The following is a 14,242-nucleotide window of genomic DNA, read 5'->3' on the forward strand; positions in this document are numbered from 1 at the left end:
TAAGCGACCGCTTGCATGTCCAGTTCCCCACCTCCACTCGCGCTTGAAACGCTGTACACCGACCATCACGGCTGGTTGCGCGGCTGGCTGCGCAAACGGCTGGGCAACGCGTGCGATGCGGCCGACCTGGCGCACGACACCTATCTGCGCATCATCACCAGCGGCCGCGTGCCGCCCCCCGAACAGTCGCGCCGCCACCTGACCCAGATCGCCAACGGCCTCGTGGTAGACCTGTACCGGCGCCGCCAGATCGAACTGGCCTATCTGGAGGCCATCGCGCTGCTGCCGCCGGCCCACGTTCCGTCCGAAGAAGCGCGCGCCATCACCCTCGAAGCGCTGGTCGAGATCGATGCGCTGCTGCACTGCGTCCCGGCCAAGGCCCGCACGGCGCTGCTGCTGTGCAAGCTCGAAGGCATGAGTTATCGCGACATCGCCGAGCGCCTGCAAGTGTCGGTCTCGTCGGTGGAAAAATACATCGCCACGGCCTTGCAGGCGTGCGCCGGCGCACTGCACGCGCCGGCGCCGTAAGGTACGGCCCGGCATGTCGACGCGCACCCCGCTTCCGGTCCCGCTCGACCCCGCCACCGTCAGCCAGGCCGCCGCCTGGATGGCCCGCCTGTGGTCGGGCGACGCCAGCGCGGCCGACCACGCAGCCTGCGGCGCGTGGCGCGCGGCCCACCCGGACCACGAACGCGCCTGGCGCCGCCTGCAAGCCGTCGAAGACAAGCTGATGAGCGTTCCCCCCGCAATCGCCCAGCACGCCCTGCGCGAGCCGGCCGCTAGTGCCTGGGTCACGCGCCGGCGCGCCCTGCAAGTGCTGGGCCTGGGCGTGACGGCAGGGACGGTCTGGTCGATGCGCGGCACCCAGGCCTGGGAGGCCGTCGCGTCCGATCACAGCACCGGCACCGGCGCCACGCGGGCAGTCACCTTGCCGGACGGTACCCACGTGGTGCTGGCAAGCGCCTCGGCGATCGACCTGCGCTTTACCAGCCGCGAGCGCCTTGTCATCGTGCGCGCCGGCGAAATCCTGGTCGCCACCGCGCCCGACCCGCTGGCCGCGCAGCGCCCGTTCCTGGTGCGCACGCGCGACGGCACGGTACAGGCCATCGGTACCCGCTTTCTGGTGCGCCAGCATGACGATGAGACGCGCGTCGGCGTGCTGCAAGGCGCTGTCGAGCTGCGTGCGCGCACCCATCCGCACGATGCGCTCCGCATCGGCGCCGGGCAGGGCGCGGCGCTCTCCCGGGAACGCATCGCGCCGTACGGGCCGGTCCAGGCCAGCGCCGCCGCCTGGGCCGACGGCTTGCTGGTGGCCGAAGACATGCGCGTCGCCGACTTTGTCGCCGAACTGGCGCGTTACCGGCCGGGCCTGCTGCGCTGCGACCCGGGCATTGCCGGGATGCGTGTCACCGGCGTGTTTTCGCTGCGCGACACTGACCGCGCGCTGCGCAACCTGGCGCTGGCCCTGCCGGTCGCCGTGGCCTATCGCACCCGCTACTGGGTCACCGTGCGTGCCCGCTGACAAGGCGATGTAAAGTTTTTTACGGAAATCATGGAATGCGCTTGAGGGTTTCCGGTTCTCGTTCGGGATACAGGTAAGCACTCCCGCAATCTTCCGGACTCCAGGACCAGACCATGACGCATCAGCACCCACATTCCTCCCTCACGCCGTCGGCGCGTCAACCGGCTTTTGCGCTCAACTGCGGTGCGGCCGCCGTGCGCGCCGTCCTGCTGGCCTCGCTGGCGCTGGGTGTGGCAACGCCGGCCCGGGCACAGGGCGCGCCGACGCGCAGCTACCAGATCGCCCCGGGCCCGCTGGACCGCACCCTGACCAGCTTCGCCAGCGCCGCCGGCATCGAACTGTCCGCCGATGCAACGCTACTGAACGGCAAGACCAGCGCCGGCCTGAACGCCACCACCACCGTGCAGGCCGGCTTTGACGAAGTCCTGCGCGGCCACGGCCTGCAAGCGCTGCGCCAGGCCAACGGCAGCTACACCCTGGCCCGGCTGGCCGAACGCCCGGCCGCCCGTGGGGACGCCCGTCCGGCAGCCGGTCCCGCCGCCGCCGTGCTGCCGATGATCACCGTGCTTGACAATGCCGAGCCCGACACCGCAAGCGGTCCCATCCGCGGTTACGTGGCCCGGCGCAGCGCCACGGCCACCAAAACCGACACGCCCATCCTGGAGACGCCCCAGTCCCTGAGCGTGGTCGGAGCGGAAGAAATCGACACGCTCAAGTCGCAAAGCCTGCAAGACGTGCTTGCCTACGTGGCCGGCGTGGCCCGCAACGAAGCGGCCGACCGCACCACCGACCAGTTCTTTCTGCGCGGCTTCCAGGCCACCTCGGACCTCGGCAACCACTATCGCGACGGCACCCGCTACGGCGTCACCCGCTACGACGGACGCCAGGAACTTTATGGACTGGAACGGGTCGAAGTCATCAAGGGTGCCGCCTCGGTGCTGTTCGGCGCGGGCGGCCCCGGCGGCATCATCAACACGGTCAGCAAGCGTCCCACCGCAGACCCGGTGCACGAAGTCAATGTGGAAGGAGGTTCATTCAAGCGCAAGCAAATATCGGCCGATCTGGGTGGCCCGCTGACGGACGATGGCGTCTGGTCGTACCGCCTCAGCGCGCTCTGGCGCGACAGCGACACGTTTATTGACCACGTACCCGACAACCGCCGTTTCGTCGCGCCCGCGCTCACCTGGAAGCCGAACGCGGCCACCTCACTGACTTTATTGGGAGACTATCAAAAAGACCGCACAGTCAATGTCTACGGCCTGCCCGCCGAAGGGACGGTGCTGCCCAACGCCAATGGCCGGATTGCGCGCCAGCGCTTCGTGGGTGAGCCGGGCTTCGATCAGTTCGCGCTGGAACGATATTCCGCCGGATACCTGTTCGAGCATGCCTTCAGCGATCGGCTCAAGCTCAAGAACAGCCTGCGTTATGCGCACGCGAGCAATGCCTTCGATTACGTGGAGGTCTGGGGCGGCGTCGATGCTACTGAGCGCGTTACCGCCATGCGCTGGGCCACCGATCGCGCCGACCGTTCGTCGTCGCTGGTGTCCGACACCTCGCTGCAATATCAGCTGGGCGAGGGCGCCGTCAGGCAGACTATGTTGGCGGGCCTGGATTACTCGCGCGGGCGCGAAGAAACCGAACGCTACACGCGCTCGCTGGCCAATCTCGACCTGTTCGCGCCGGTCTACGGCAGCGCCGTGGGTGCCGGGCGGGCGCCGAATACCTTCGCCTACAAGGCCGACGGCAAGCGCATCGGCGTCTACGCTCAGGACCAGATCAAGGTGGGTGAGAAATGGGTAGCCTCGCTGGGCGGCCGCTACGACATGCTGCGCTACAACGAAACCGGCTTTTTCGGCGGTGTGCGGGCCAACAATGAGAAAAGCCATGCCTTCACCGGCAGGGCGGGGCTGGTGTACCTGGCCGATAACGGCCTGGCGCCGTTTGCCAGCTACAGCACATCGTTCGAGCCGACCACCGGCGTCGACCGCACCGGCGCGCGCTTCAAGCCGTCCGAAGGCAAGCAGTTCGAAGCCGGGCTGCGCTACCAGCCCAAGGGCGCCGACGTGCTGCTGTCGGCTGCGGTATATCAACTGACCCGGCAGAACGTGCAGGTGGAAGACCCGCAGAACGCCAACTTTGCCATGCAGGCAGGCGAAGTGCGTTCGCGCGGCCTGGAGCTCGAAGCGCGCACCCGCATCGGCAAAAGCGCCAACCTGATCGCCGCCTACGCCTACACCGATGCCCGCACCACCAAGGCGAGCCCCCTGTATCCCGAACGCGAAGGCCAGCGCGTCGACAGCGTGCCGTACAACCAGTTCTCGATCTGGGGCGACGAAGGCTTCGGTGCCGCCGGCTTGCCCGGTTTGCGCTTCGGCGCGGGTGCGCGCTACGTGGGCAGTACGCGTGGCGCCGCGCACGGCACGCCGGTGATCGTGCCGTCCGTCGCGCTGATCGACGCCATGGCCAGCTACAGCACCGGGCCGTGGAAACTCGCGCTCAACGTCACCAACCTGGCCGACAAGACGTATATCGGCAGTTGCACCTATGGCTGTTTCTATGGCGAGCCGCGCAAGGTGATCGTCACGGCCAGCTATCGCTGGTAAGCGCGGAGGCGTGCGGCGCGATGCTCTGCTAAGATCGTCACGCCGCAAGCATCCGCGCCGCCTTACAACCCTGCAATCGAAGCGAGACCGTCAATGAATATCTGCGTCAGACCAGCTACCGAAGCCGACATTGGCGCGATTTTCGATATCCGCACCAGCGTCCGTGAAAATCACCTCTCGCTTGAGCAATTGGCGGACCTGGGCGTGACGCCTGCGGCGATCAGCCAGGCCATTGCCGCAGCGCCGTGCCTCTGGATTGCCGAAGTGGACGGCCAGCCTGCCGCTTTTGCGATGGCCGACGCCGACGACGCTTGTGTCTTCGCCGCCTTCGTTCGCCCCGGCCTGGAAGGGCGTGGACTGGGCCGCATGCTCATGGCCAAGGCCGAGGCGTATCTGTTCGCCACCCATCGCACCATCTGGCTGGTCACCGATGGCAATAGCCGCGCCAGTGGATTCTATCGCAAGCTCGGCTGGCTTCCCGTAGCCGCGTTGGACGGCGGCGACGTCCGCTTCGAAAAGCACACGCCCTGAGTTACGCGGCTGCCGGCAAGGCGGCCAGATACAGCAAGCCCTTGATGCTCGGAAAAAAGCAGTACACCGCGCCGCGCGTGGTCACCAGCCGCGCAAAGCCGTCCAGGGTCCGGTTGGCGCTGCCTTTCGGACCTTTGCCGGGCAAGGTGAACGAACTGGTCGCCGGATCGTTCACACCTGCAAGAAAATCCTCGCCGCTGATGTTGTAGACGGTATTGCCGGCGGCCGCGCCCTCGGGGCCGGTGGCCGATTTCACGAAATCATCCCTCCGGTTCCATTCGCTGCTCAGGAATTCGAACTGGTTGCGGATGCTCGCATTGATAAAAAAGCCGATCAGCCCGCGTGCCTGCGTGTCGGGCACGGCGGGATCATACTGCGGGCCGTACGGCATCGAGCGCCGTAGAAGGCGGTGATGCGTGCTGTCGGTGCCGATCACGGCGGCATCGCGCGGATTGTTGCGCCGGATATGCGCGCCGATCGGGCATGTCAGGCCCAGCGTATCGTCCGTGGCGGCATCGGTGCTGACGAAGTCGAAATTATTCATCTCCCCGTCCGGCAGGGGCGCGCCTTGCGCCGTTGGCGCCAATGCCAGCGGATTGCCATTGCGCCAGCGCCCCATGAGCTTCGCCGCCAGCATCCCCGTATCGATACCGGTCTCTGCCGCATAGCGCGCCAGCATCGCCTCGAACCCGGCCACATCCTGTTCCAGGATACGAAACACCCCATAGCTGCTGTTGCTCGACAATTGTTCCGGCAAGACGCGGTAGGTGCCGCCCGCCGCATTCAGGTGGCCGAGCAAGAATTCACCTGCGGGCACGGGCGGCTGGGCATCGGGCGCATCCCGCTTGCGCGGCGGCATGCCGATGATGGTCGGTTGCGCGATGCCATGGCGATAGCCGAAATGCACGGTGTTGTCCGGAAATTCGCCGCCATCCTGCACAGTCAGCTCGCTTACGCCGCCCACAAAAGCGGCGCGCAGCTGCGCCGACACGGTCGCCATCACCTCGGCCGAACTGACGACCCACAAGCTCAACACGATATGCACCTGGGCGGCATTGTCCAGGCCGCCAATCCAGCGCTCCGGCGCACTCGCGCCCGCGTCGCCCACCGTGGCGGCCGTCACAGGATCGGTCGCGCCGCGCTGGAATGCCGGATCGAAGCTGGCCAGTTGCGCGCCGGTAACGCCGAGCGCAGCCAGGCCAGCGGCACTGAAACCGATATTGACGAACGACGCAGGCTTCGGTTCGATCAGCCTGGCGCTCGTGATCATGGGAACACCAGCGCGGCCCCGCACCAGCGCCTCGATCAGCTTGCCGGTCGCCGCCGCATCCGTGATCGTGAGCACGAAATGCCGCGCCAGCCTGACGCGGTAGCCGCGCACGATGATGCCCTGTACGTCGTCCAGGTCGATCGCAGAATCGCTCATTGGCTTCTCCCGTCGCACACGCGGTTGAAAAGCGCACCGGGATGAACCCCTCCTGGTGCGCGCGGCAGATCAGATCGCGGCCAGGATTTCCTGCACGCTGTGCTCATAGGCGGCATAAAAGTAGGTGTTCGGAACATGTTCCGAGACATTGTTGCGCCCGATAAACGCTTCGAACTCGGCCACATGATCGACCACCGGCGTCAACGCTGCCCCGCCGACGGTCAGCGACAGCAGCGCGTCGAACTCGTCGCTCAGCTGGGCGACAAAGTCATGGATATAGGTCTTGAAGTCACCATCGAACGACGTGATGATTCCAATTACCAGGTTGTTTGACGGCAGAATCGACAGCAGGTCTGGCCGCAGATTGGCTTTTGACCGGTCCAGCAGGATCAGACGGGCAAAGTGGACAGTGCCGATCGATTCCAGCGCCACATTGATTTTCGGCAGCAGGACGGCAAGCCTGGCAACGACCGTGGCGGCACTTGTGCCGGGAAGGACCGGCGACAGCAGAGTTAGGGGACGGGTCATGATATGCCTCTTTCTTGAAGCACAGCTGCGCAGCCGGCAGGTTGGCGGCCGCGTTCTGTGTCAAGAAATGATAAGCACATCCCCGCGCCGGCAAACCCGTCCGGACGGGACGCCCGCTTGATTCAGCGTAAAGCCAAGCCACCTTGCGCCAGGGCACGCACCGTCAGAAGCGCGCCTCCAGCATCGCCCGCACCCAGGTCTTGCCCGGCTGCGTGGAACGCGTGCCGTAGCTGCCCGCCGCGCCCGCGTAGCTGCGGTTGCTGATCCAGTCATGCCGCAGCGCATTGGTAACGCTCACGCGCAGCTGGAGCTTGCTGTCCAGTTTCCACAATCCATACATTTCCAGATCGCGCCGGGCCGACGCGTACGTAAATTCATCCTGCGACAGCCGCACGTGGCCGCCGCTGCTGTACACGAACGAGGCGCCCGTGGTCAGCGCGCCCACCTTGTAATCGACGCCGGCGGTGGCCGACAAGGGCACTTGCTCGGCCAGTCGGTTGTCCGGCCCCGGCACCAGGTCCACGCTCGACCAGTTGCGGCTGACCGACAGGCGCAGGTCCAGCGCGGGAGCGGAAGGTGCCAGCGATTGCAGCGGAAAGCGCGTTTCCACGTCCAGCGTGCGCACATCGCACTGCCCGCCGTTTTCCGGCCGCAGCAGCCAGCGCCCGCCGGCCAGGTTGAGCGCCTGCACGGTGCAGTCGTCGATGCGGCGCGCCGCCGCGGCCACCGAAAACAGCGCGCCCTTGGCCCAGTGGTGCTCGTAGGCTGCGTCGATGCCGAGCGCCAGCTCCGGACGCAGGTTCGGATTGCCCGTGCTGTCGGGGTTCGACGCGCTGTTATTGATGGTCAGGATCGGGCGCGCGATCAGGCGGGCCGCATCTGGCGCCTTGTAGGTGCGGGTGAGCGCCATGCGCACCTGGTCGCCGCCGGCGCCGGGCAGCTTGTACAGCGTGTGCAAAATGGGGCTCAACACGCTGCTGTCGTTGCGCGCCTCGGTCAATCCACTGCCGCCGCTGCGCGTGCCGATGCCTTCCCAGCGCGCGCCCAGGTACACCGACCATTGCGGCGTCACGCTCCATTCATCCTGCGTGTACAGCGCCAGCGAACGCAGGGTGGCCCGATACCGTTCCGGCGCGGCGGCGCTGCCGAAGTCGGACTGTTGCCGGTCGCTCGTATTGCGCGCCACGCTGCCTTCCCAGCCCGCGCCGATGGTGTGCGCGCCGCCGGAGCGGCCGCTGTACTTGCCGCTGCCACGCAGGGCGCGGTCGCGCGCCAGGCCGTCTGCAACGCGGTCCAGCGTCAGCCAGCCGGACGCCGCCTGCGATTGCTGCGCCAGTTCGGTCGCATAGTTGCCCGCGTCGATGCCCAGCTTCGATTCCAGTTTCGCGCTCTCGCCCAGCTTGCGGGTCCACACCACATCGCTGCGCAGCGTGCGCCGGGTGGACGCGGTGACGCTGCCGCTCGCCGGATCGACACGCGGCGCGCCAACAACATAGGTGGTGAGGTGGCGCGTATCGACATGCAGGCGGTTCGCGTACACGAACGACTGCCAGCTCACGGTATCGCCGTTCCCCAGCGCCCAGTTCAGGCGCGGGGCCAGGTTGAACGTATTGAAATTGCCCACATCGTCGCCGCGCAGCACGTGCTCGTACAGCGGGCGGCCTTGGGCATCGCCACCCGTTTCGACTGTCGTTACCGGCCGCCGGAAGGTGTTGCGCGACGCGCTGGCCGCGAGCGAGTACGAAAACGCACCGGCGCGGTCCGAGAGGTTCAGGCTCGCCTTGCCCTCGGCCATGCCGCTCGACGCACCGGCGCCTGCCTTCCAGTCGCGCTGCGCCTTCGAGACGGCGCGCTTGAGGATCACGTTGATGGTGCCGGCAATGGCGCGCGTGCTGTTGTCGGCGGTGGCCGCGCGCACCACCTCGATGCGCTCCACCGATTCCGGCGAGACCGAATCGAGCGAAAACCCGGACGGCGCGCGTTCGCCATTGAGCAGGATCTGCGTGTAGCCGGCGCCCAGGCCGCGCATCTGCGCATTGCCGCCGCTGACGGTCACGCCGGGAACGCGCTTGAGCGTATCGAGCACGCTGGCGTCGCCATAGCGCACCATGTCGTCGCGGCTGACCACGATCTTGCCCGCCGTGTCGTCGCGCCGCGCGTCGTAGCTTTCGCGGCTGGCGTTCACTTCCACCACCGCAGGCTGGCCATGCGCCACGCCGGCCGTCAATGCAGGCACGAGCAAAGCCAGCGCCCTCAAACCGCACCGTCGATAACCACCGTCGCTCCGCTCATATAACTGTTCTTGTCCGAGACGAAAAACGCCGCCGCTTGCGCCACTTCGTCCACGGTCCCCAGTCGGCCGAGGGCGCAATGGCGCACGTATTCCGTCATCTTCGCCGCCGGCACATTGCCGCTCACGCCTTCATCGAGCACGCCCGGCGCCAGGCAGTTGACGGTAATGCCATAGCGGCCCACTTCCTTCGCCAGCGCCTCGGTCATGCCCTTGAGCGCCGCCTTGGCCGCGCTGTAGTGCACCGGCGCCTGCATCATCTTCACGCCCGCCAGCGAGCTGATATTCAGAATCCGCCCGCGCTTCTGGTGGATCATCCCGCGCAGCACCGCCTGGGTGGTCAAAAAGGCGCCCTTGACGTTGGTGTTCATCATGCGGTCCCAGTCTTCTTCCTCCATCAGCGCGAGCGGCACCACCTGGCCGATGCCGGCGTTATTGATCAAAATGTCGATCGCCCCAGCATCCTGCTCGATGGCGCGCACCATGCCCTGCAAGCCCGCCTTGTCCAGCACCGACACCTGGAACGCCCACGCCTTCACGCCCAGTTCCTTGAGCGCCGCCAGGACCGCCTCGGCCTCCGACACCGAACGCGTGTAGTTGAACGCCACGTTGGCGCCTTCGCGCGCCAGCGCCATGCACAGGGCGCGCCCGAGGCCGCGCGAGCCGCCGGTGACCAATGCGGTCCGTCCGTCGAGCATCCCCATTATTTGAGCACCACTGGTTTGCCGCCGCCAAGGCCGATCGAATGCGGCGCGCGCGCCGGCGTCTCGTCGACCCCGATCCCGGTCAGCGCCTGGCGCGTGTCGGTGCGGTGGAATTGCACGATCTGCACCGGTGCATCCGTGGTCCATGGCTTCTTGCCCCATGCCGCCAGTTCGGTTTCCGGCCCTTTGGCCGCGCCCCGGTGGAACATATTGAAGCCGCAGGCCGGCATGATGCGCCCGTCCACCTGCGGATAATGGTGGCAGCACTTGCGCAGCCGTTCCAGGTCGAAGTCGTGGCGGTCCATGTAGTGGTGCAAAAAGATTGACTTGGCCTGCTGCTCGCCGAGGTGGATCGCTTCCTTGGCGCTGACCGGCCGGTTCGGGAACATCACGTCGATGGTGCGGCGCAGGGCGGCCAGGATGTCGGCCGAGCGCTCGATTTCATCCTGGCGCGCGAATACATCGTGCACCACGTCGCTCATCGCATCGTGAATCTCGGGCGAGGCGCCCAGGGTGGCCGACGAACGCAGCAAGGTGCCGTGGGTGCGGAAATCGACAAAGCGCCCGAACGGAATGTGGCTGCCGTCGTTCATGCGCAGCAGGTAGCTGAGCGAGACGCACTGCGGGTGGGAGCAGGGCAGGGGCGCGAAATCGCTCACTTTGAGCTTGCCGTTGGTTTGCTCCTCGATGGCCTTGATCACGCCCGGAATCGTCAGCCGGTCCATCGGGTCGTGCGCGAACTGCCCGCCACCGGCGCCGGTAAAGGCGACCGGCTGGAAGTTCAGCGACAGGAAGTGGTCTTCGGACAGAAACATCTCCACCACCTGGCCGATCTGGTGCTCGTTGACGCCGCGCGCGGCCACGAAAATGAGCTGCGTCGGGATGTTGAGGTCCTTGAGCATCTTGAGGGCGGCGCTTTTCTCGTCGCACAGGTCGCGCCCGCGAATTTTTTCGTGTGTGTCGGCCGTAAAACCGTCGAACTGCAGGGCGATGTAGGCGCCGCTGGCCTTGATTTTCTCGGCAAAGGCGCGGTCGCGGCCAAGCCGCAAGCCGTTGGTGATGATGACGATGCGGCCGATTTCCTCGCGCGTGGCGATGGCGATCAGTTCCATCAGGCGCGGGTGGCTGGTCGGCTCGCCGCCGGACAGCGCAATCGACTCCACCTGGCCCTCGTTGCGCACCAGCGTGTCGATCATGCGCGTGAACGCCTCGTTCGAGAGGTGGTAGGCGTTGGTATTGTTGACGATGCAGACTGGGCATTCGAGGTTGCAGTAGTCGGTGATCTCGATGATCGGCAGGCAGGTATGCTGTTCGTGGTCGCCGCAGGTGCCGCAGTCGGTCGGGCAGCCTTTGTCCACCTCGGTGGCGAACACCAGCGGCTCGGTGCCGGCGCGCGCGTACGAGTAGGCGTCCACGTAGTAGGCCGCGTCTTCCGACACCAGCGCCTCGGAGGGGCCGCATTTTTCGCAGTTCTTCACGAAATAGACTTTTCCGTCACGGATTACCACGTCGGCCGGCAGCAGCGCCAGACACCCCGGACAGGTCGATGTCGTGTGCTTGAAATAGTGGTCGCCTTCTTTTGCCGGGTCCACCTGGCCGCGCGCCAGGAATCCCGCCATCCAGCCCTTGGCGTCATCGGACACCACCTGTTCGGAAGGTCCGCACTGGTTGCAGTGGATCAGGCGCACCACGCCATCGTCGCGCAGCACCACGCGCGCTTCGATCGGCGCGGTGCAGCCGCCGCAAATGGCCATTTCGTGCATGAAGAAAGTGTGCTCGCGATCCTTGCGCACGGTGCTCGTGTCGCAGCTGGTACATTCCATGTGAACCTTTCAACGATGATCTACTGGTGTTGGGTGTTAGCTTTAGGATATGCTAACCTGAATTGCATGTGTTGAGTGGCCGTTGAGAGCTACGGGCGGCAATCGATATGCACAAAGGGCAGCGCGGATGCGATACATACTTCTCGATAAAATTACGGCGCTCCAGCCGCCGCAACTGGCGTCGGGAGTCAAGTGCGTGTCGCTGTCGGACGATATTTTTGCCGACCATTTTCCGGGTCATCCCATCATGCCCGGCGCGATGATCATCGAATCGATGGCGCAGCTCGGCGGCGTGCTGGTCGAAGCGAGCATGCGCGAACAGGGCCGGCACGACCTGCACGCGTTGCTGGTCACGGTGGACCGCGCCAAATTCCGCCACCAGGTGCGCGCCGGCGACAAGATGGAACTCGAATGCCACGGCATCGTGGTGCACGAAGATGGCGGCCAGGTACGCGCCATGGCGCGCGTGGACGGCAAACTGGTCGCCGAGGCCGAACTGGCTTTCGCCTTTGCCCGCGTGACCAATCCCAAGTTGCTGGCGCGGCGCCGCGAGGTGCTCAATATCTGGCTCACCGGCTCGGCCGAGGAGCCATGACGCAGCCAAGGGTGTTCGTACGTGGCGTCGGCGCCATCACGGCCTTGGGCGCCAACTGGCCCGCCTCGCTGGCGGCGCTGGCCGCCGGGCGCAGCGCCATCGGCTCTGTACGCGGCTTCGACGTGACCGGTTTTCCATCCACGGCGGGCGCTGAAATCGACGGCTTTACCCACACCGGCGACCGTCGCCTTGCTCTGTCACGGGTCGCTGCGCGCGAGGCGTGGCAGGGCGCCGGCATCGATGTCGCGCCTGAACGCCTCGGTATCTTCCTCGGCGCGGAATCGGGCCGCGCGCCATTTTCCACCTTGCATGGGCTCACCCGCGGCGCCGGCGGCGGGGCGCGCTTCGACCATGCGCGGTTCGGCGTCGAGGCGGCGGCGCTGGTGGCCGAATTCGACGCGTCCATCATCTCGCCGGCCGCCGTCACCTCGGCGCTCGCGCTCGAATACGGCGCGCATGGCCCGGCGGTGACGATTTCGCTGGCCTGCGCCTCGGGCGCGAGCGCGATTGCGGAAGCGGCGCGGGCGATCCGGCTCGGCGTGTGCGATGTCGCCCTGTGCGGTGGCGTGGGCGCCGATGTCGATCCGATGATGCTGGCCGGTTTCGGCCGCGTCGGCGCATTGAGCGCGCGCGGCGTGTCGTGTCCGTTCGATGTGCGGCGCGACGGTTTTGTGGTGGGCGAGGGCGCCGCCATGGTGGTGCTGTCGCTTGAGCGCGGGAGTGCGACGGTAGAACTGGCCGGCGAAGGCCGCAGCCTGGATGCGCACCACCTCACAGCACCGGACCCGCAGGGGGATGGCGCCATCCGTGCCATGCGCACCGCGCTTGCCGCCGCTGGACTCGATGCGGTCGATTACATCCAGGCGCACGGCACCTCGACGCCGCTCAACGACGCCGTTGAATCAATGGCGCTGCGGCGCGTGCTCGGTGCAAGCCTGGACGCTGCCCATGTCAGCTCGGTCAAAGGGGCGCTTGGTCACTGGATCGCCGGGGCGGGCGCGCTGGGTTTTCTGTGCGCGCACGCGGCGCTGGTGCAGGGCATTGTGCTGCCGACCGCGAACCTTGTTCAACCCGATCCGGCCTGCGCGCTCCCGCATGTGATCGGCGAAGCAGTCCGCGCAAACGTCAATGCGGCCCTGGTCAACGCGTTCGCCTTCGGCGGCGCCAATTGCAGCCTGGTGGCGGGGCGCTGCGCGTGAGGCAGGTATATATATCCGGTGCGGCGGCCGTCGGGGCATTCGGTTTCGACTGGCGCACACTGGCCTGCTTCGAGGGGTTTGCCCCCAGCCGCCAGCTTCTTGCGACCCATGGCAGCGTGCCGGCGGCCGAAGTGCCGTTGATCCCTGCTGCTATCGATGTCGATGCGCGTGCCCGCAAGCTGATGGCGCATCCGGCGCGGTTGGCCGCAGTGGCCCTGCGCCTGGCGCTGGAAGACGCGCGCTGGACGGCGCAGCAGCGCGAGCAGGCGGCCCTGTACCTCGGCGTGGGCGCTTCCGGCTGCGCCATGGATGAACTGACGCGCATGCTGGCCGCCAGCATCGTCGATCATGCATTTTCGCTGGAGAGCTTCGGCGGCGCCGGTCTGGCGGCCTGCAATCCCTTGTTCGCCTTCCAGCTGATGAACAACTTCACGCTCTGCCACGGCGCGATCCTCAATGGCACCGGTGGCCCCAACGGCGCGTTTTACTCGCGCGGCACGGGCACGGTGGCGGCGTTAAGCGAGGCGCACTGGCTGGTCGCCTCGGGCGAATGCGCGTCGGCGCTGGCCGGCGGCGCCGACTCGGCCCTCCATCCGGTCACATGGACGCAACTCGACGCTGCCGGCTACCCCGCGCGCGGCTTCGTTCCGGCGGAAGGCGCTGGCCTGCTCGCCTTGTCCGCATCGGCCGATGGCGCGCTGGCGACGCTGGACGCGGTCAGCTTCCACAGCGCGCGCGCCTGGCAGCGCAATCCGGACCTGACCATCAATGAAACGCGCGATGACACCCTGGTCGTGCTTGCGCCGTGGGGCGCCGGGGTGCGCAATCGCCTTGGCAACCCGGATGCGCTCGACGCCAGCCTGCGCCTCGGCGATGCGCTGGCGGCCGCGCCCGCGCTGGCCTGGTGCATGGCGCTTGACCTGATACGCCAGGGCCGCTGCCGGCGCGTGATCGTCTTGAGCGCCGGTATCGACGGCGGCCTCGGTGTCGTCCATGTCGGGAGCCTGCTATGAAGCGCGCC

The 14,242-nt window shown here is 66.8% G+C and carries 12 protein-coding genes; 7 read left to right on the top strand and 5 right to left on the bottom strand.

Going from position 1 to position 14,242, the window contains the following annotated elements:
- Positions 1 to 15: 15 nt before the first annotated feature.
- The 4 genes from F1609_RS03460 (at position 16) to F1609_RS03475 (ending at position 4,656) form a co-directional block, all read left to right on the top strand.
- Positions 16 to 528 carry a sigma-70 family RNA polymerase sigma factor gene (locus tag F1609_RS03460; RefSeq protein WP_167074751.1) on the top strand — a complete coding sequence of 171 codons (513 nt, stop codon included), beginning with the start codon at positions 16 to 18 and terminating at the stop codon, positions 526 to 528.
- A gap of 13 nt (positions 529 to 541) precedes the next feature.
- Positions 542 to 1,522, top strand: coding sequence for a FecR domain-containing protein (locus tag F1609_RS03465; protein WP_167074753.1), 981 nt, complete (start codon positions 542 to 544; stop codon positions 1,520 to 1,522).
- A 113-nt stretch (positions 1,523 to 1,635) separates the two neighbouring features.
- Positions 1,636 to 4,125, top strand: a complete 2,490-nt coding sequence (locus tag F1609_RS03470) for a TonB-dependent siderophore receptor (RefSeq protein WP_167074755.1) — start codon at positions 1,636 to 1,638, stop codon at positions 4,123 to 4,125.
- 93 nt (positions 4,126 to 4,218) lie between these two features.
- Positions 4,219 to 4,656, top strand: a complete 438-nt coding sequence (locus tag F1609_RS03475) for a GNAT family N-acetyltransferase (protein WP_167074757.1) — start codon at positions 4,219 to 4,221, stop codon at positions 4,654 to 4,656.
- A 1-nt stretch (position 4,657) separates the two neighbouring features.
- Here the strand turns inward: F1609_RS03475 and F1609_RS03480 are convergent, their stop codons facing one another.
- The 5 genes from F1609_RS03480 to F1609_RS03500 all read right to left on the bottom strand — a co-directional run bounded on the left by F1609_RS03480 (position 4,658) and on the right by F1609_RS03500 (position 11,427).
- Positions 4,658 to 6,082, bottom strand: coding sequence for a Dyp-type peroxidase (locus F1609_RS03480; RefSeq protein ID WP_167074759.1), 1,425 nt, complete (start codon positions 6,080 to 6,082; stop codon positions 4,658 to 4,660).
- A gap of 69 nt (positions 6,083 to 6,151) precedes the next feature.
- Complete coding sequence (locus F1609_RS03485; RefSeq protein ID WP_167074760.1) at positions 6,152 to 6,610, bottom strand: hypothetical protein; 459 nt, start codon at positions 6,608 to 6,610, stop codon at positions 6,152 to 6,154.
- Between the two features lie 163 nt (positions 6,611 to 6,773).
- Entirely contained in the window at positions 6,774 to 8,846 is a 2,073-nt protein-coding gene (locus F1609_RS03490; RefSeq protein WP_167074761.1) for a TonB-dependent receptor plug domain-containing protein, read from the bottom strand.
- A 17-nt stretch (positions 8,847 to 8,863) separates the two neighbouring features.
- Positions 8,864 to 9,598, bottom strand: a complete 735-nt coding sequence (locus F1609_RS03495; RefSeq protein WP_167074762.1) for an SDR family NAD(P)-dependent oxidoreductase — start codon at positions 9,596 to 9,598, stop codon at positions 8,864 to 8,866.
- Between the two features lie 5 nt (positions 9,599 to 9,603).
- Positions 9,604 to 11,427 carry a radical SAM protein gene (locus tag F1609_RS03500; RefSeq protein WP_167074763.1) on the bottom strand — a complete coding sequence of 608 codons (1,824 nt, stop codon included), beginning with the start codon at positions 11,425 to 11,427 and terminating at the stop codon, positions 9,604 to 9,606.
- Positions 11,428 to 11,554: 127 nt separating this feature from the next.
- Here F1609_RS03500 and fabZ point away from each other — a divergent pair, with 127 nt between their 5' ends.
- From fabZ to F1609_RS03515, 3 genes are read left to right on the top strand one after another with little or no spacing between them, the layout of a single operon-like run.
- The gene (gene fabZ, locus F1609_RS03505) at positions 11,555 to 12,022 is read left to right on the top strand and encodes a 3-hydroxyacyl-ACP dehydratase FabZ (RefSeq protein WP_167074764.1); all 468 of its coding nucleotides are present in this window, start codon (positions 11,555 to 11,557) and stop codon (positions 12,020 to 12,022) included.
- Positions 12,019 to 13,221, top strand: a complete 1,203-nt coding sequence (locus tag F1609_RS03510; protein WP_167074765.1) for a beta-ketoacyl-[acyl-carrier-protein] synthase family protein — start codon at positions 12,019 to 12,021, stop codon at positions 13,219 to 13,221. Before fabZ ends, F1609_RS03510 begins: the two co-directional genes overlap by 4 nt.
- Entirely contained in the window at positions 13,218 to 14,234 is a 1,017-nt protein-coding gene (locus tag F1609_RS03515) for a beta-ketoacyl synthase N-terminal-like domain-containing protein (RefSeq protein WP_167074766.1), read from the top strand. Before F1609_RS03510 ends, F1609_RS03515 begins: the two co-directional genes overlap by 4 nt.
- The last annotated feature ends 8 nt before the right edge of the window (positions 14,235 to 14,242 follow it).

The organism is Massilia aquatica (genome assembly GCF_011682045.1).
In the GTDB taxonomy this organism is placed as follows: domain Bacteria; phylum Pseudomonadota; class Gammaproteobacteria; order Burkholderiales; family Burkholderiaceae_D; genus Telluria_A; species Telluria_A aquatica.